Genomic DNA, 16,033 nt, shown 5'->3' with positions numbered 1-16,033 from the left:
GAAGAAGCGGCGCAGTCGCGCCGCCTCACCCCGAGCAGACCACCCCGCCCGCCCTAAGGAGTACCGAGTCGCCGGAATCGAAGTACCGGATCGCCGGACTAGGCGTACCCACTAGCCCTATCTGCCACTTCGACGGCGTCCGCGTTCTCGGGGTCGATTAGCACAAGCGGAAACACGTCCGCGGCGACGGTTCGTCTTCGTTCGTCACCGTCCTGGTCGACCTGACCCCGGTGGTGGACGGCACCGGCCCGTCGCGCCTGCTGGACATGGTCCCCGGGCGCTCGGCGAAGGTGCTCACCGAGTGGCTCGATGCCCGCGACCAGGTGTTCCGTGACCGAGTCAAGGTTGTCACGATGGACGGATTCGCCGGCTACCACGCCGCCGCCGCCAAAACCGTGCCCGCTGCTCGGACGGTGATGGATCCATTTCACGTCGTGCAGCTTGCCGCCGACAAGCTCACCGTGTGCCGCCAACGCATCCAGCAGGCCACCACGGGGCACCGCGGCCGCACCGGCGATCCCCTTTACGGGATCCGCCGGACCCTGCGCACTCGGGTCGAACTGCTGACCGACAAACAGAAGGTCCGCCTGTTCAAGGCGTTCACCGCCCACGATGCGCACGCGGCGGTGGAGGTCACCTATGGCGTTTACCAGCGACTCATCACTGCATACGAGGCCTCGGGCAGACGGGAGGGCAAGATTGCGATGTACAAACTCCTGCGCTCGATCCGGTCCGGCGTACCCAAGGAACTCCCGGAGCTCGCGCAGCTCGGACGCTCTCTCTGGAAGCGCCACCGCGAGATCCTGGCATACTTCGACACCCGGGCTTCCAACGGCCCGGTCGAGGCCATCAACGGTCGCCTCGAGCACCTGCGCGGAATCGCCCTGGGCTTCCGAAACCTCAACCACTACATCTTGCGGTCACTGATCCACTCCGGTCAGCTTCAGGACCGGATCAATGCACTCTGATTCCGGAAGGGCCGGTTAACTGGAGGGGTCCGCCGGGGCGAGACGGATCGAGAGTGCCTCGCAACGAAGTTTTCGTTGCGAGGCACTCTCAGTGGGTCAGAATTCCGAACAATTCTTCTTACGGGATAGTAAGTCCCCACGCCGCGCGGGCATCGCGGCCCGAGTAGTCAATTGCAATCGACTTCTCATTGGTGTACTCGTTGATGGCATTCGGGCCCATCTCACGGCCGAATCCGCTCTGCTTCACACCTCCGAACGGCAGTTGGCCTGACAGGGCGTGCCAGTCATTGATCCATACGGTGCCAGCCTCAAGTCGATGCGCTAGGTCCATTGCGACCGTATAGTCGGTGGTCCAAACGCCGGCCGAGAGTCCGTACTCACTGGTGTTGGCCTCTGCCACGACGGCATCGATATCGTCGTATGCCATCACTGAGACCACAGGGCCGAAAATCTCCTCCGTAGTGATCTTCATGTCAGGTGTGACGTCGGTGAAGATTGTCGGAGGAACCCACATGCCTTCCCTGTTCAGGTCAGCAGGAAGTTCGGCCTGGAATGCGACGGTTGCCCCATCCTTCTTACCGCTGTCAATGAACCCTTCCACGCGTTCCCGCTGAGCTCGGTTCATCAAGGGTCCGATGTCGGTGCTCATATCTGTGGGATCACCGATAGTGAGCTGCGATGCGCGCTGGACAAGGCGATCAACGAACTCGCGATAGATGGTTCGGTGGACGAACAACCGGGTGCCGGATTCACATGCTTGGCCGGCGTGGACCAAGAAGGCCCAGAGTGATCCGTCTACCGCCAGGTCGAGGTCGGCGTCGGGGAGCACGATGTTTGCTCCCTTTCCGCCGAGTTCCATGGTGACCTTCTTGACACGCTCTGCAGCGTTCGCCATGACCGTCCGTCCAGTGGCAGTGGACCCCGTGAATGAGACCTTCCGGACCTTTGGGTGCTTGGTAAGATGCCCACCGACTTCGGCTCCATCACCAGTGATGACATTGAATACGCCATCGGGCAATCCCGCAGCCTTGAGCACCTCGGCCAAGATGAGAGCCGTTGACGGCGTCTTCTCGTCGGCCTTGAGCACGACAGAGTTGCCCGCTGCGATTGCCGGGATCGACTTCCACACCGTGAGGAGCAGTGGAAAGTTCCACGGAACGATTCCTGCGACGACGCCAATCGGTTCACGACGAATGATGCCGACTACGCTGCCGCTTACCATGGTCGGCTGATCGGTGACGTGTCGTCGCGCCAGGTCGGCAAAGTAGCGGATATGCATGACTGGGAAGCCGACAGAGAGACCTTGAGCGAGCCTGACCGGTGTGCCGTTCTCTCGCGAGGCGAGCAAACTGATTTCTTCGGCGCGGGCTTCGATCGCATCCGCTGCGCGGTCGATTACCGCCGCCCGCTCATGCATCGGAGTTTCGCGCCAGCCGCTGCTGGCGAAAGCCGCTGCGGCGGCTTCGACCGCAGCGTCGACCTCCGCGGTTCCTCCCTTGGCTAGCGTGGCAATCACCGTGCCATCACCCGGGCTGACCACGTCATAGGTTTCGTCGGTATCGACAGACTTGCCGTCAATGAAGAGTGAGTAGTGCGTCATGTTCCCAGAACCAACTTTCTGAACTTGAATGTGTACTCAGCTTCCTTAGCCCAGGAAAGTGTCCTGTGGTGTGTGGTGCTGGTCATGAAACTCAAGCCTCTTCGTAGGTGATGATGCCGCGCAAATTTTTGCCATCCAACATGTCTTTGTATCCTTGGTTAACCTGGTCGAGGGTGTAGGTAGTAGTGACCAGTTCGTCGAGCTTGAGTTCTCCCTCCATATACCAGTCGAGCAGGCGGGGGATATCAATGCGGGGATTCGATGATCCGAACAGACCGCCGCGGATTTCCTTCTCGTACAAGGTGAGGGTGAGCAGATCCAGGTCGACCTTGATTTGATCGCCCGGTGCACTCGAGGTCAGAACCAGCACTCCCCGTTTGCCGACCAGCTTCAGTGCTGGCTCCACCAGCTCGCCCTCAGCAACGCTGGTGGTCAGGATGGCCCGATGCGCCAGGGTGCCCCGAGTTAGCTCCGCGATAAGGGGCAGGGCTTCCTCCATGCTTGCGGCCACATGCGTTGCGCCGAACTCCTTGGCGCGCTCTCGTTTGTAAGCCACAGTGTCGATCGCAATGATGTTCTTGGCACCTGCGAGGCGGGCACCTTGTACTGCGTTCATGCCGATTCCGCCGACGCCAATCACGGCCACCGTGTCTCCGGGCTGGGTGCCCGCGGTGTGAAATGCCGAACCCCACCCCGTCGTGACGCCACACCCTACGAGCGCGGCCCGATCAAGCGGAACATCGTCACGGATCTTGATGACATTGTCCTCGTGGACAACAACATACGGGGAGAAGGTTCCCAGCAAGCACATCGTCCCTACGCCTTTGCCACGCGCTTGGACCCGGTGGGTCCCGTCCGAGAGCGCCACTCCTCCGAAGAGGTGGGCTCCGAGATCGCAAAGATGCGAATGTCCACTGACACAGGAGTAGCAACGGCCGCAGGAGGGGATAAACGCCAGCACGACGTGGTCGCCCGGCACGATTCCCTTGACTGCGGAGCCGACTTCCTCAACGATTCCGGCGCCTTCGTGTCCACCGACCATAGGCTCCAAGCCGACAAAGATGCCGGAGTCGATATGGTCGTCCGAATGACAGAGCCCCGACGCTGCGAGTTTGACTCGTACTTCATCAGGCCGAGGATCACCCAGTTCGATCTCTTCGACTGACCAACCCTTGTTCGCGCCAGGCTCCCAGCAAATCGCGCCTCGTGTTTTCATCAGAAAAATCTCCTGTCTCTTCTCGATATTCCTCAGTCGCTCCGCGCGGCCAAGGAGGTTGATAGGAACAAATGGGGATGTCAAAATTTGCTACACGCTGGCCGATTCAGTGTGTGGAGAACCACCATCCCTGATAGCAGTCGCTGTCATAGCCAACCTTCTCTCGCTGAGGTTGTTTGAGCGAACAAGCCAGGCCCACTCGGCTGACCCACCACGCGCTGCCACTCCCAAACGGACGACTGTGTCCTGCGCCACAAGTAGAACACAGACCACATCTTGCCGCAAGCAATATCGTACCGATTGGTACCGGATCTGTTGGCGTGACGCGATACCTCGCCTACAAGGATGGGACTGCTGCACGGATAGGTGACATCTGATCTGGCTTGCCCGTGGGGTGGGCCTGGAAGGATGTTGCTGTGCCCAAGCCCTACCCGTCCGAGTTCCGTGACGATGTCGTGCGCGTCGCTCAGCACCGCGAACCCGGAGTCACGATCGAGCAGATCGCGAAAGACTTCGGGGTCCACCCGATGACGTTGCAGAAGTGGTTGCGTCGCGCCGATATCGACGACGGCGCCAGGCCCGGCCCGTCTCGGACCGAGTCCGCGGAGATCCGTGAGCTGCGCAAACGGAACCGGCTCCTCGAGCAGGAGAACGAGGTGCTGCGCCGTGCGGCGGCGTATCTGTCGCAGGCGAACCTGCCGGGAAAAGGCTCTACCCGCTCGTGACGGAGCTCGCCGCCGCAGGGGTCCCTGTGACGGTGACGTGTCGGGTGCTCAAGCTCTCCCGCCAGCCCTACTACCGGTGGCTGGCCGATCCCATCACCCCGAGCGAGGTGGTGGAGGCCTATCGCGCGAACGCCCTTTTCGACGCCCACCAGGACGACCCCGAGTTCGGGCACCGGCTACTGGCCGACGAGGCCCGCGACAATGGCGAAGCGATGGCGGACCGGACCGCGTGGCGTATCGCGTCGGCGAACGGCTGGTTCAGCGCGTTCGGCAAGCCCAAGCGGAGCAAACACCGCAAGCCCGGCCCGCCCGTCCACGACGACCTCTGCACCGTCGTCGACGAGCACGGCCGGACACGGCACGTGTTCGCCGCGGACGCACCGAACGAACTGTGGCTGACCGACATCACCGAGCACCGGACCGCGGAGGGCAAGCTGTACCTCTGCGCGATCAAGGACGCATTCAGTGGCCGGATCGTCGGGTACTCGATCGACTTCCGGATGAAGTCCCGATTGGCCGTCCAAGCGCTCGAGAACGCCGTCGCGATGCGTGGCGATGTCGCCGGCTGTGTGGTGCATTCGGACAGGGGATCTCAATTCCGAAGCCGCAAATTCCGGCGCGCCCTGACCCGTCATCGCATAGTCGGGAGCATGGGAAGAGTCGGGTCGAGCGGAGACAACGCCGCCATGGAATCGTTCTTCGCACTCCTGCAGAAAAACGTCCTCGACCGCCGCTCCTGGACCACCCGCGAGCAACTGCGCACCGCGATCGTCACCTGGATCGAGCGGACCTACCACCGCCGCCGCCGACAGGCCCGCCTCGGCCGTTTGACGCCCATCGAATTCGAGACCATCATGGCCAACAACGTCGCTCTCGCGGCGTGACTACAACCTGTCACCTACTCGTGCAGCAGTCCCGATTGACAAGGGTTCATCCAGCCTCTCGGTGGGACTGAGATTCCACAAAGAGACCGTTCAGTACATTTATGCCAAACAGTGCGGCGCACATTCAGAGCGAACCAACGGCCTCCGGTCAAGACTTCGTCCACGACACCATCCACCCCGTCGCGCCTCCGCCAACCCGCGGGTGTTGAGCCGGACCAGGAACTCGCGCCAGAAGTCAAACGACTCACTGTCGCCGACCACGGCACCGAGCATCTCGCGGGCCCCATCGATCGAAACCCCGGTCGCCACCACCAAGGCGTGAGAGACCACATGAGCACCAAGATTCGGGACTCGTTCCCCTCAAGCGAGGCGGCGATCAAGCTGATCTACCTGGGCATCCGGAACATCGAGACCACCCGCGGTGGCGAATTCGGCACCGGCACCCAGGGATGGCACCGAGCGGTGAACGCCTTCGCCGTGCAGTTCCCCAACCGACTCCCACTCTGACCACCCGGCAGAGCGGGCTAGCTGACCGGCCCCTTACGCAGGAAACCTTGACACGCCCGGAGCCGCCTTGGGGTGTACCAAAAATCTTGGACAGCCGCTTGATGCGAGAGGATCAAGCTCATGGCACCACGATCACGTCGGAAGTTCAGACCGCAGTTCAAGGCTGAGGCCGTGCAATTGGTTATCCAGTCCGAGCGCTCCATCGCCGAGGTCGCCGGGGAGCTGGAGATCCAACCCCGGCACGTTGGGAAACTGGGTGCAAAAACACCGCCAAGACAACCCGGAACCCGGGCTCGGCCTCCGTCCGGCCGATCATGGCCGGCTGGAGGCGCTGGAAGAGCAGAACCGCAAGTTGAAGATGGAAAACGCGTCCCTAAAAAGCCGATTTAGACTCAAGTCGTCAACGCAACACCAAGCAGTTCATGGTGGAGATGGACAATGGTCAAGGTCGGCCGTCACCCAAGCACCCGCCGCGACGAGCACAGTCGAACAGCTACTCGCCGCTTAGATCAAACAGAAGTTCAAAAGAGATTGACACCGAGCGCTGCGCCATTAATTCGTTGGGTAATGCGTAGGACACTGGGAGTCTGTCGTATTGCAGCAGATAAGTCCCCCGGACTTTGCGTGCACAGCCTCGCTCGGCGAGCCACGGCACTGCCGTCCTTGATACCACTGCAATGAGGCGTGAAGGGGCCAAGTGACGAAGTCTCGGCGTGAGAAGTTTGCGAACGGGGGCACTGCCTGGCGGAACGATGCTGAGCGAACCCAGCCATGTTGCGAGCGCTACAACCGCATCCTGCTCGAGGAATGGGCCCGTGCCCGGTCCTGCCGAATTGTGTATGACCGCGCAGCCCGGTTATCGGAGTTTGTCACCTGACCTGCACCACCGCCTTGCCGCGGATGCCCCCCTTCCCGAGATCCGCGAGAGCGGTGGGCAGTTCGTTGAAGGAGTAGCGCGCACCGATATGTGGATTTACCAGCCCGGCCTCGACCATGGGATCGAGGGACTCGGCTTGGGTGCGCATGAGATCCGGGTCCAAGCCCACGAAGGCGCCGAAGGCCGCGCCGAGCACACCGGCGTTGCGTAGGAGTAGCCGGTTGACCTTGATGGAGGGGATCTGGCCGGCCGCGAATCCCACCACGAGCACGCGCCCCTCGGGGGCCAGGGCCCGGACGGACTCGTCGAAGAGCCAGTCGCCGACCGGGTCGAGCACCATATCCACGCCGCGGCCGCCGGTCCGCTCTCGGACCTCTGCGGAGAACCCGGGTTCCAGCACGATGGTCTCCGCCGCACCGGCGGCCACCGCGATGTCGACCCGGCTGGCGCTTGAGACCCCGGCGATCACCCGCGCCCCGAGCCCCGCCGCCACCTGGATCGCCGCGGTGCCGACGCCGCCGCCGGCGCCCATGACCAGAACCGTCTCGCCCGACTGCAGGTTTCCGCGGCGGGAGAGGGCGAGGTGCACCGTGTGGTAGTTCACGACCATCGCAGCAGCGAAGTCGAAGTCCACCCGGTCGGGGATACGCACCACCGCATTCAGCGGGACGGCGGCTTGCTCGGCGAATCCGCCCTCCCACACGAAGGCGGCCGCGCGGTCTCCGGGAGCCCAGCCCGACGCTGCCGGAGCAGCCACGACAGTGCCGGCGATCTCGCACCCCGGCACGACCGGCAGTTCCGGTCGGTGCTGGTACTGGCCGCGGGTCATGAGCAGGTCCGGAAAGTTCACTCCCACTGAATGGACCTCCAGCAGCAGTTCGTCATTTGTTGGGGTTGGCGGGTCGATATCGGTGAGGGCGAGACCGGCCGGGCCGGTGTAGTCGCTGAGGACGAAAGCGCGCACGCGCGTCTCCTTCGGTGATGGGTTGGCGGATCATGGAGTCGGGTAGACGAGGTAGACCGTCTGGCCGATCATCGCCGGCCGGTCCTGGCCCTCGATGTCCACGCGCACGGACACCGTGTACTGGACCCCGCCGTCCTCCCGCTGGCGAGTGGATTCGATCGCGGCGGCCAATGGCGTGGCCCGACCATTTCAACGCGCAACGTTGGGCAGAATTCGGACGATGGGGCCCCACGCGACGAGCCACATTCTCGGGGGCCTCCTTTTTCGGGGGTTCGGGAGCGGTCGGTCAGACCGGCGACTCGTCGCACAGGCTCCTGGGCCGGCGCGGCGGGGTGGTGATGAGCGTCAGCGGCACGGGACCCGTGGGCTGCTTGCGCGCGGCCAGTCCGTTCACGCGGGAATGATCCTGCGACGCCGGGGGGATATTCCGCTCGGCCTCGAGCAGTCCCTCGCCGTATCCCTGGACGCACTCCGGGTCCGGGCCGTCCATGGGCAGGCCGGTGAAGAACTTGGCCGCCATGCAGCCGCCCCGGCAGCTGTCGTAGAAGTCGCAGGACGCGCACGCCCCGGCGGACTGGGGCTCGCGCAGCTCGCGGAAGAGCTCAGAGGTCTGCCAGACCGACTCGAAGCTCCCGTCGGCCACCACATTGCCGGCCAGGAAGTTGTCGTGGATGGCGAAGGGGCAGGCGTAGACGTCGCCGATCGGGTCGATCAGGCACACCACGCGACCCGCACCGCACAGGTTGAGGCCGGGCAGCGAACCCTGGCCGTCGCCGAAGGCGGACAGGTGGAAGAAGCTGTCGCCGGTCAGGACGTTCTCGCCGTTCGCGACCAGCCAGTCGTAGAGACCCCGCTGCTGCTCGGGGAGCGGGTGCAGCTCGTCCCAGACGTCGGCGCCGCGGCCGGAGGGACGCAGTCGGGTGATCCGGAGCGTCGCGTCGTACCGGTCCGCCAGGGCCTTGAACTCGTCGAGCTGGGTGACGTTCTGCCGGGTGACGACCACCGAGATCTTGGCGTCGGTGAACCCGGCGTTCTGGAGGTTCTCCAGGGCCCGGACCGCCATGTCGAACGACCCCGGCCCGCGGACCGCGTCGTTGACCTCGGCCGTGGCGCCGTCCAGGGAGATCTGCACGTCGACGTAGTCGCTGGCGGCCAGTCGCTGCGCCACCTTCTCGTCGATCCGCACGCCGTTGGTGGAGAACTTGACCCCGACCTGATGACTCGTGGCGTAGTCGACGAGCTCCCAGAAGTCCGGGCGGACGGTGGGCTCGCCACCGCCGATGTTGACGTAGAAGACCTGCATCTTCTGCAGCTCGTCGATGATCGCCTTGCACTGCTCGGTGCTCAGCTCACGGGGGTCGCGCTTACCCGACGAGCTCAGGCAGTGCACGCACGCCAGGTTGCAGGCGTAGGTGAGCTCCCAGGTCAGGCAGATCGGCGCGTCGAGCCCGCGCTCGAACTGGTCCACGAGACGGCCGACGGGAGCGGGCGCGGTCGTGGTCGGCGCGGTGGCCGCCGGGCGGTTCAGCGTGCTGGTCATGAGGTCTCCTCGATCATGCGCGAGGCGGCGAGCTGGCCGAGCGCGTGTAGGTACAGCCTTGCGGTACCCGGATCGTCGATCGGCACACCGGCGGCAGCGCACGCGGCGCGCGCCGTGGGGTGGTCGGCCAGGATGCGGACCACCTCGACGATGGTCGGCGACTTGAGGAAGCTGAGCTTGCGGGTGTGGAAGTGGTAGAGCAGGGCCCCGAACGGCACAGGCCGCAACGCCACTCCGGGGTGCAGGCGCCAGTCGGCATCGAGATCGAAGGCCGCTGTGGCGGCTTCCTGTTCGGCGTCGGCCGGCGCTGCTGCGGACGTCATTTCAGTAGACCCCGCACATGCCGTCGATCGAGACCTCTTCGATGAGGGCCTCTTCCAGCACGACCTCGGTGTTCTGCGTGTTCTCCACGACGATTCCTCTCGTCGAACCAGATGTGCGCTTCACCACTTGGGTGAGATCTACATCATATTGACACAGGGTGCCAATGGCAAGGATCACGGCACTGGCGTCTGCTTTCGAAGTCGGTTAGGGCTGGGCATTATGAGTTCTGACGCACCCGAAGAAATTTCCACGGCCCAGAGTTATGCGTCTTGTTCGATGGTGGCCACATGGCCGGCGGCGCCAAGGTAGGCGGCATCGCGTAGGGCCGCCTCGAGAACCCGGACATACGGGAGACGTAGTTCAGCGGCCATGCCGTCGAGCGTGGTTCGGGCCGGCAGGCCGCGCAGACCGTGGGTGCGCCACAGGTGCAGATTCTGGCGGGTGATCCCGGATTCGCCATCGGACCGACCTCGGATCATCTGCGCGATGCGCACCTGCTCGCAGGTCAGGCGCAGCCCGAGTTCAAACGAGCTGCGAGCCATTAGGGGAGGTGTCGAGTTCGCACGATCGACAACTCGACACCCTTTACTTTACATAAGATAAGTTATCGGCGTTAAACTCTCGGGGGTTCCGTTAGGTGCGGTTACTGCCGTCTACCTGGGATGATGGGGTTTGTGCTGGTGGGTGCCGGGTTTGGCTGGTGCAGTGTCGGCGCCGCGGATGTGATGCTTGTGCGTCGGTCCAGCGTCCCGTAGGTTTCTTGCATTAGATGCAGGTTTCCACGGGTCGGAGGTCGGCGTGGACGGTGTTCCTGGGTTCGTTCCGCGGCTGTTGCGCGACGGTGAGGTTGGCCTGTTCCGCGCCGAGGACCGCGTGTTTGAAGCAATGGTCGAGGGTTGGCGGGCGCAGATGCTGGCGCGTGGGCTGACGAGAGCGACGATCGACGGGCGCTGCGGGGTGCTGCGCCGGTTCCAGGAGTTTGCGGGCACGTTCCCGTGGTCGTGGCGACCGGTCGATCTGGATGACTACATGGCTGGGCGGCGCTCGGGTGAGAAGCCGGTGAGCTGGACGACGCTGCGTTCGGACAGCAATGCCATCGCGATGTTCTGTGCCTACGTCTCGAGCTCGAGCTACGGGTGGGGTGCGCTTTGCCAACGGGTCTTCGACGATGTTCCGGCCCAGATCGCGTTCGAGTGGAACACCCCGCGGCACACCTGCGAGGATGCTGTTCCGGCCGGGCGCCGGGCCTTTACGGCCACGGAGCTGCAGAGACTGTTTGATGACGTGGACGACCGGATCGATCGTGAGTTCGCTGCTGGGAGTAAGCGCTGGCTGCCCCTGTTGCGGGACTCGATCGCGTTCAAGGTCTGCTACGCCTATGGGCTTCGGCGTCGCGAGGTGGCGATGTTGGACGTGCAGGATTTCGGCCCCAACCCGCATGTGCCTGCGTACGGCGACTTCGGCGCGGTGACCGTCCGGTGGGCCAAAGGCACCGCCGGGTCGGGGCCGCGACGACGAACCGTGTTGACGGTCCCGGAGTTCGACTGGGTGGTTGACCTGCTCCGATTCTGGATCACCGAGCGTGGTCGAGCGCATTTCGCTACTGCTGACCGCTCGGCGGCGCTATGGCCGAGCGAGCGCGCCGAGCGGATAAGAGTGGGTAGCTTGAGTGATGCCTTCGCCGCCGCCCGCGAGGGCGCCGGCTTGCCGAAAGAGCTCGGACTGCACTGCCTGCGACATTCCTACGTCACGCACTTGATCGAGGCCGGCTACGACCCGGCGTTCGTGCAGACTCAAGTCGGTCATGCCTATGCGTCGGTCACCGGGCTGTACACCTCGGTCGGCGACGATTTCAAACAGAAGACCATTCAGCGCATGATCGCTTCGCGGCTGGACGGGCACGGCAGGAAGCAGGACGGAGACGCTGATGGCTGAGCAACGACGCATCGGGTATCGCTGGAATCTGCGGACGATGATGGCGCAGCGCAACCTGTGGAAGAGCACCGAACTGGTGCCGTTGTTGAGGTCTCGGGGCATCAACCTGTCCGAGAGTCAGGTCTACCGGCTGGTGACCGGCACACCAGAGCGGATCCCGGCACGCACGTTCGCCGCGCTCTGCGACATCCTCGACTGCGAACCGGGTGAGCTGTTCGAACCGTTCGTGGAGATGCGGGCAGCAGCCACCGCGCAGGCGCCGGCCCGGCCGGAAGACCTGGGGGTGGCACCCGGCCAGCCGATCGCCCGCCGGGTGAGACTCGTCCGGGGCGACAACGAGGACTGACCGGTACAGATGGCCAGGCCCCGCAAACCCGACGATCCGGACCTACGTCGTGACTGTCCGTGTGATCGCTGCGGCTTGGGCTACCCCCTTGTGGTCACCTGGGGCCCGGAGGACCAGATCTGCGGCTACTGCTACCAGCAGGCCAAACGCACCCGCGGCACCTGCGAATGCGGCCACACCGGCGTCTTACCGGGCCGAGTAGACGGGCGCCCGGCCTGCCGGGCGTGCGCCCAGATCACCCTCAACATCGATTGCGTGCGCTGCGGCGCCGAGGACGAGATCTACCGCGCCAGCCTGTGCTGGCCATGCGCACTGAGCGACCGTCGACGGACTGCTGACCAACCCGGACACCGGCACCATCGCCGAGAGGCTAATCCCCCTGGCGGAGGCATTGAAATCGATGAAACGCGCCAACAGTGGAATGACCTGGATCCAGAAAATGCCGACGGAAAGAAGATCTTTGCTCTCGGCGACATGGACGCCGACCACATCGTTCCCTGGTCCAAGGGTGGCAAGACCGACGCCGCCAACGGCCAGATGCTCTGTGTCTCCTGCAACCGCTCTAAAGGCGATCTGTAGTCAGAGTCCGTGTGGCGCTCGGGGGTCAAATTGATCTTCCGGTATGACGGGCTCCGGGTCAGAAGGGCGGTTCATCTCGGGGATCGTTGACGTCAGCTGAGGGCACGTCAGATTCCTCACTGATATCGCTCATGGGCAGTCCGTCCGCTGGCGCACTGTCTGAAACGTCACCGTAGTCCGCCTGCTCCTCTGCGAGTTTGACGTGCCATTCTGCCCGCGCGAGTAGCTCGTCGAACGTGATGATCTCCGGGTGAGCAAGATTGCGGCGGAAGAGCTCGAAGCTGTGGACCTTATCGTCGATGGCTCCCCCGCCCGTCCCTGCGAGCTGGCTCAAGCACCCTGCGATTAGGAAGGCTCGGGGCTGGGTGATGAACGTCCCTGCGCCCGTGCGTGATCCGTCATCGGTGCGGTCCTCGACGAATTCGCCCAGGTCACGTACCGCCATCCGTACCGTCTGCTGGACCTGAACGACAGCTCCGGATAGTTCATTCGACGGACCCCAGCACGCCGACCGATAGGATTTTGCGGCGAGGAGGTCGGTGCGGTGATGCTTGATTTCCGCAAACGCCATCGAGCGGATGATGCCGTTGGTCCTTAGAAGTGCATCCGCGCGCTTGCCGGCAGATCGGATGTCGGAGCCGCTTGTGACTTGCTCTAGCTTCTCGTCGCTCCACGAGGTTAGGAGCTGGCCGCCGAGGCCGACACCCAGCACCCAGGGATTCGCTTCCAAGAGGCGCTGCCACGCTCTCTCGGGCCCGCCAGCTCCCTCCTTCGCGGCGTCGAACACTGTGTCGTCTTCCAGCCAAGTCCGCATGGTGGCTACCACGTCACGACGGCGCTGAAGGGCAATGACATCGCGGGCGTCAGCGTCGCTGCGGATGAGATCCCTGAACTTCTCGGGGTCCTGGGCGTAGAGCGCCCCGACCGTGTCCGGGTCCGAAAAGACGTCCCTCAATAGCTGATCGTCCGCACGGATGCTCTCCTCGCCTTCAGCGGGAATCGAGTCGAGAGCCTTGATGAGGTCGATCAAGGCTGTGGACTGGGCGCGGTCGAGTTTGAGCATCGTTTCCAGCTGGGTCGCCGCCGGATCGGTGGGAACTCGTTGAATACGGATTTGGCGTATCGCACCTGCGTAGCGCGCAACCTGAAGCTGTAGTTGCTTTCGGCCTCCGTGAGTTGTGTCGATCACGTGTTCGGTCCAATCCCACTCAGTGTCGGTGACTTCATCAGCCTGCTCGTCGAACACTTTGTAGATGTAGCGAGACGGGTGCCCCGCATCGGCTGCGAACTTAGCGATGAAGCTTCGGTATGCGTAGATCCGGCTGGGGAGCCGTCCGCGCGCCCAGATGACCTCGTTGCCGTCTTCGGGCCCAACAAGGTGGATCACTAGTCACGACCTCTCGCGGTGGCTCTTGCTCGGAGCTTAGACATCGACATGGATGCATTTGGCAGAAGTAGTTCTCCGAACCTCTGGCCCTCGCTAGGTGTGCACGAGTTAATCGCCTCCACCTGCACTCTCATCGCCCAGATTCGATAGCTTCGTTGGGGCCCACCTTGCGGTACATCGTGGGCCGCCATCGTCCACAAGGTCTCAAGCAGGGTTTAGGAAGCAGGGTTCATTGAGGTCACAGGGGTAGCGAGACTATGGGGGTTCCGCTCTGGAGGGCCGTTCGGGACAGGTGCAGAGCCGAGGTTTCTGCTCATGGCCGCAGCGACCGGACCTGGGAGACCCGGGATACGGAGGCGATCCAGTCGGCGGCGTCTGGGTCGATCCAGCGAGCTAGGGTGTCGAGGTCTGCAGACAATTGGTCTAGGCGCCTGGTCTCCATGGCCGGGTTGGGATGGATCAGGGGTTCGTGGTGGGCGATCCGATTACGGAGCTTGTAGATGCGTTGGACGCAGTCTTCGAAGGGCTGACGAGGCTGGGGTTGCGGGTAGTGGGCCATTCCGTGGCGGCGAAGGACACGCCAGATGGTGACCTCGTGGTTTCGGACGAGAAGGAAGCGCCAGAAGTCGAAGCTCAGTTCTGCCACGACTCGGCCGGTGGTCTCCGGGTCGCGTAGCCTGCTGCGGGCTTTGCGGATGCTCTTCTGGGCTGTGCTGGTGAACTGGTAGCGCTGCTGGTCGTCGTACCAGTGGGGGAGCGGGCTCTCTGCGGCTAGGCGGTCGCTGATGAAGTTGCGTAGAAGCACCTCGACATGGCCGATCACCTCAAAATAGGCCGCCGCGAGCTGGGCGTTCCACCCGTAGAGTGCCGCTGGATCGGGGTGGTGGCGGTAGCTGGAGATTCTAGGCGCGGAGAACCAGCGTGCGAGATCCTCGGGGTCCTGCATCGGGTGGTGTCACTCTCCGTCGTGGGGCGGGTCCGGTCGTGCTTGTTTGCGAGCATGTTTGCTGTTATGTTCGCTGTGAAAGCCCCGGGTAGGTCAATGCCGCGAAATATCGGTACACACCCCCGGGGTTACTGCTATTTCGGCAGTCTAGAGCCAGCTCGGAGGGTGAGGATCCAGCCTGGCTCTGGGGCCGACGTTGGCGGAGGGGGTGCCGGAGTCATGATGGAGGGCGCTGGGTGCCGCGAGCAGTGACGGCGGCATACCTGATCCAGGCGATCGCTCCGAGTATCGGCAGAATCCACACGACGAGTAGCCACAACACGGTGTGCACGAGGCCGACCTTGGAAGTGAGAATGTCGACCGTTGCGTAGAAGCTGACGCCAAGCCACACCGCGACGAGCAGCCACGCGGCGCCGACCATGGCAAACACCTGGCCGAAGTTCGGATCGCAGGCTTTTTCTCGGACGCATTCGCTCAGTCCGGCCTCGGCAACTACTACGGTTCTGTCCATCGCGATCAACCTATCGCGGCAGTGCACCGCCCCAGTGGTCTGTCGAGATCACCTCTACGGCGCGGCCTCCTCGCGGTCGGGCATCGTGCTGGCGAGGGTAGACGCTGAACGTCGCTATTGGCGTTATGTGGCGGATCCCTTAACTGAGCCCTAGTGTCCCGATGGGGTACACCCGGGCGGGACGGTCAGGGGTTCACCAAACTCGTTGTGACTCTCAACTTCGATTGGCGGGATTTCGCAGCTTCGCTTGGCGGTGCTGACAGCCTGCTCCGAATGGTCGAAATCGATTGTTTGTGGAGCGCTGCGCGGGGCCGCGAGGTGCGGTGAAGGAGCCGCGGCCTCAGCGGTCTCCCTGCAGCAGGGCCTCAAGCGCCTGACGGTGTCGACGATATGCAGCGCTGCCGGTTCGCGTGATCGTGTAGGTGGTTGTGCTTCCTTGCCCACGTCCGGACTTGCGGACTTTGACGTAGCCGGCGGCTCGCAACGCTGACATCTGTTTGGACAAGTCTGAATCCGAGAGGTGGAGTCGGTCACGCAGGAAGGCGAAGTCCGTGCCACTGCTGGCGGCGAGGATAGCCATCGCCGCAAGCCGCTTAGCCCCCCTGATTCATGGGGTGTGGGAGATTCGGTTCTCTACGGATGTCGCGTCCTGATTGGCGAGTAGGCGTGCGGAAGCTCCGGCTAGCGCTGCCGGTGGGCGGGTCTCCGGGTGGTGCTGTCGTGG

At 63.6% G+C, this 16,033-nt stretch carries 17 protein-coding genes and 3 pseudogenes; 7 read left to right on the top strand and 13 right to left on the bottom strand.

Annotated features, from left to right (window positions below; genetic code table 11):
- Nucleotides 1–128: 128 nt before the first annotated feature.
- A pseudogene (locus HF999_RS21325) lies at nucleotides 129–968 on the top strand (ISL3 family transposase); the annotation flags it as partial.
- Between the two features lie 118 nt (nucleotides 969–1,086).
- On the opposite strand, the gene HF999_RS21320 reads toward HF999_RS21325, so the two are convergent.
- Together HF999_RS21320 and HF999_RS21315 are read right to left on the bottom strand one after the other, a co-directional pair.
- Nucleotides 1,087–2,568 carry an aldehyde dehydrogenase family protein gene (locus HF999_RS21320; protein ID WP_006897513.1) on the bottom strand — a complete coding sequence of 494 codons (1,482 nt, stop codon included), beginning with the start codon at nucleotides 2,566–2,568 and terminating at the stop codon, nucleotides 1,087–1,089.
- Nucleotides 2,569–2,659: 91 nt separating this feature from the next.
- A complete protein-coding gene (locus HF999_RS21315) occupies nucleotides 2,660–3,784 on the bottom strand; it encodes an NDMA-dependent alcohol dehydrogenase (RefSeq protein ID WP_006897512.1) in 1,125 nt (374 codons plus the stop codon).
- Nucleotides 3,785–4,200: 416 nt separating this feature from the next.
- Here HF999_RS21315 and HF999_RS21310 point away from each other — a divergent pair.
- A protein-coding gene (locus HF999_RS21310) for an IS3 family transposase (RefSeq protein WP_085950735.1) occupies nucleotides 4,201–5,393 on the top strand; the annotation gives its coding sequence in 2 pieces (ribosomal slippage) (nucleotides 4,201–4,485 and nucleotides 4,488–5,393; 1,191 coding nt in all).
- Between the two features lie 192 nt (nucleotides 5,394–5,585).
- Here HF999_RS21310 and HF999_RS21305 read toward each other — a convergent pair.
- A pseudogene (locus tag HF999_RS21305) lies at nucleotides 5,586–5,735 on the bottom strand (transposase); the annotation flags it as partial.
- On the opposite strand from HF999_RS21305, the pseudogene HF999_RS21300 reads away from it, so the two are divergent.
- Nucleotides 5,730–5,900: pseudogene (locus HF999_RS21300) on the top strand (IS256 family transposase); the annotation flags it as partial. The pseudogenes HF999_RS21305 and HF999_RS21300 sit on opposite strands and share 6 nt — an antisense overlap.
- A 120-nt stretch (nucleotides 5,901–6,020) precedes the next feature.
- On the top strand, nucleotides 6,021–6,290 hold the full coding sequence (locus tag HF999_RS23200) for a transposase (RefSeq protein ID WP_082924011.1): 270 nt from the start codon (nucleotides 6,021–6,023) through the stop codon (nucleotides 6,288–6,290).
- Nucleotides 6,291–6,769: 479 nt separating this feature from the next.
- On the opposite strand, the gene HF999_RS21290 is transcribed toward HF999_RS23200, so the two are convergent.
- The 6 genes from HF999_RS21290 to HF999_RS21265 form a co-directional block, all read right to left on the bottom strand.
- A complete protein-coding gene (locus HF999_RS21290; RefSeq protein WP_067718214.1) occupies nucleotides 6,770–7,741 on the bottom strand; it encodes an NADPH:quinone oxidoreductase family protein in 972 nt (323 codons plus the stop codon).
- A gap of 30 nt (nucleotides 7,742–7,771) precedes the next feature.
- Nucleotides 7,772–7,912, bottom strand: a complete 141-nt coding sequence (locus HF999_RS21285) for a hotdog family protein (RefSeq protein ID WP_156523614.1) — start codon at nucleotides 7,910–7,912, stop codon at nucleotides 7,772–7,774.
- 115 nt (nucleotides 7,913–8,027) lie between these two features.
- Entirely contained in the window at nucleotides 8,028–9,281 is a 1,254-nt protein-coding gene (gene mftC / locus HF999_RS21280; RefSeq protein ID WP_067718211.1) for a mycofactocin radical SAM maturase, read from the bottom strand.
- On the bottom strand, nucleotides 9,278–9,604 hold the full coding sequence (gene mftB / locus HF999_RS21275) for a mycofactocin biosynthesis chaperone MftB (RefSeq protein WP_067718209.1): 327 nt from the start codon (nucleotides 9,602–9,604) through the stop codon (nucleotides 9,278–9,280). Before mftB ends, mftC begins: the two co-directional genes overlap by 4 nt.
- 1 nt (nucleotide 9,605) lies before the next feature.
- Nucleotides 9,606–9,692 carry a mycofactocin precursor MftA gene (mftA, locus tag HF999_RS22740; protein WP_067716580.1) on the bottom strand — a complete coding sequence of 29 codons (87 nt, stop codon included), beginning with the start codon at nucleotides 9,690–9,692 and terminating at the stop codon, nucleotides 9,606–9,608.
- A gap of 173 nt (nucleotides 9,693–9,865) precedes the next feature.
- The gene (locus tag HF999_RS21265; protein ID WP_206474892.1) at nucleotides 9,866–10,147 is read right to left on the bottom strand and encodes an XRE family transcriptional regulator; all 282 of its coding nucleotides are present in this window, start codon (nucleotides 10,145–10,147) and stop codon (nucleotides 9,866–9,868) included.
- A gap of 256 nt (nucleotides 10,148–10,403) precedes the next feature.
- Here HF999_RS21265 and HF999_RS21260 point away from each other — a divergent pair, with 256 nt between their 5' ends.
- The 3 genes from HF999_RS21260 (at nucleotide 10,404) to HF999_RS23110 (ending at nucleotide 12,465) form a co-directional block, all read left to right on the top strand.
- The gene (locus tag HF999_RS21260; RefSeq protein WP_168547790.1) at nucleotides 10,404–11,540 is read left to right on the top strand and encodes a tyrosine-type recombinase/integrase; all 1,137 of its coding nucleotides are present in this window, start codon (nucleotides 10,404–10,406) and stop codon (nucleotides 11,538–11,540) included.
- A complete protein-coding gene (locus HF999_RS21255; protein WP_168547789.1) occupies nucleotides 11,533–11,886 on the top strand; it encodes a helix-turn-helix domain-containing protein in 354 nt (117 codons plus the stop codon). Before HF999_RS21260 ends, HF999_RS21255 begins: the two co-directional genes overlap by 8 nt.
- A gap of 90 nt (nucleotides 11,887–11,976) precedes the next feature.
- On the top strand, nucleotides 11,977–12,465 hold the full coding sequence (locus tag HF999_RS23110) for an HNH endonuclease (protein ID WP_312854231.1): 489 nt from the start codon (nucleotides 11,977–11,979) through the stop codon (nucleotides 12,463–12,465).
- A gap of 58 nt (nucleotides 12,466–12,523) precedes the next feature.
- On the opposite strand, the gene HF999_RS23105 is transcribed toward HF999_RS23110, so the two are convergent.
- The 4 genes from HF999_RS23105 to HF999_RS21230 all read right to left on the bottom strand — a co-directional run bounded on the left by HF999_RS23105 (nucleotide 12,524) and on the right by HF999_RS21230 (nucleotide 15,889).
- Nucleotides 12,524–13,711, bottom strand: a complete 1,188-nt coding sequence (locus HF999_RS23105) for a Shedu immune nuclease family protein (protein WP_312854230.1) — start codon at nucleotides 13,709–13,711, stop codon at nucleotides 12,524–12,526.
- A gap of 454 nt (nucleotides 13,712–14,165) precedes the next feature.
- Nucleotides 14,166–14,798, bottom strand: a complete 633-nt coding sequence (locus HF999_RS21240) for an Abi family protein (RefSeq protein ID WP_067718710.1) — start codon at nucleotides 14,796–14,798, stop codon at nucleotides 14,166–14,168.
- 217 nt (nucleotides 14,799–15,015) lie between these two features.
- A complete protein-coding gene (locus HF999_RS21235) occupies nucleotides 15,016–15,309 on the bottom strand; it encodes a PLD nuclease N-terminal domain-containing protein (protein WP_156523626.1) in 294 nt (97 codons plus the stop codon).
- A gap of 340 nt (nucleotides 15,310–15,649) precedes the next feature.
- Nucleotides 15,650–15,889: a transcriptional regulator gene (locus HF999_RS21230; protein ID WP_082924041.1), complete on the bottom strand. Its 240-nt coding sequence runs from the start codon at nucleotides 15,887–15,889 to the stop codon at nucleotides 15,650–15,652.
- Nucleotides 15,890–16,033: the final 144 nt, after the last annotated feature.

The organism is Tsukamurella spumae, from assembly GCF_012396015.1.
Taxonomy (GTDB): Bacteria; Actinomycetota; Actinomycetes; order Mycobacteriales; family Mycobacteriaceae; genus Tsukamurella; species Tsukamurella spumae.
This window is presented reverse-complemented; position numbering and strand designations above follow the sequence as displayed.

Coding starts and splice junctions, on each gene's coding strand:
- HF999_RS21320 (WP_006897513.1), bottom strand. CDS start 2,568: ATGACGCACTACTCACTCTTCATTGACGGCAAGTCTGTCGATACCGAC.
- HF999_RS21315 (WP_006897512.1), bottom strand. CDS start 3,784: ATGAAAACACGAGGCGCGATTTGCTGGGAGCCTGGCGCGAACAAGGGT.
- HF999_RS23200 (WP_082924011.1), top strand. CDS start 6,021: ATGGCACCACGATCACGTCGGAAGTTCAGACCGCAGTTCAAGGCTGAG.
- mftC (WP_067718211.1), bottom strand. CDS start 9,281: ATGACCAGCACGCTGAACCGCCCGGCGGCCACCGCGCCGACCACGACC.
- mftB (WP_067718209.1), bottom strand. CDS start 9,604: ATGACGTCCGCAGCAGCGCCGGCCGACGCCGAACAGGAAGCCGCCACA.
- HF999_RS21265 (WP_206474892.1), bottom strand. CDS start 10,147: ATGGCTCGCAGCTCGTTTGAACTCGGGCTGCGCCTGACCTGCGAGCAG.
- HF999_RS21255 (WP_168547789.1), top strand. CDS start 11,533: ATGGCTGAGCAACGACGCATCGGGTATCGCTGGAATCTGCGGACGATG.
- HF999_RS21240 (WP_067718710.1), bottom strand. CDS start 14,798: ATGCAGGACCCCGAGGATCTCGCACGCTGGTTCTCCGCGCCTAGAATC.
- HF999_RS21235 (WP_156523626.1), bottom strand. CDS start 15,309: ATGGACAGAACCGTAGTAGTTGCCGAGGCCGGACTGAGCGAATGCGTC.
- HF999_RS21230 (WP_082924041.1), bottom strand. CDS start 15,889: ATGGCTATCCTCGCCGCCAGCAGTGGCACGGACTTCGCCTTCCTGCGT.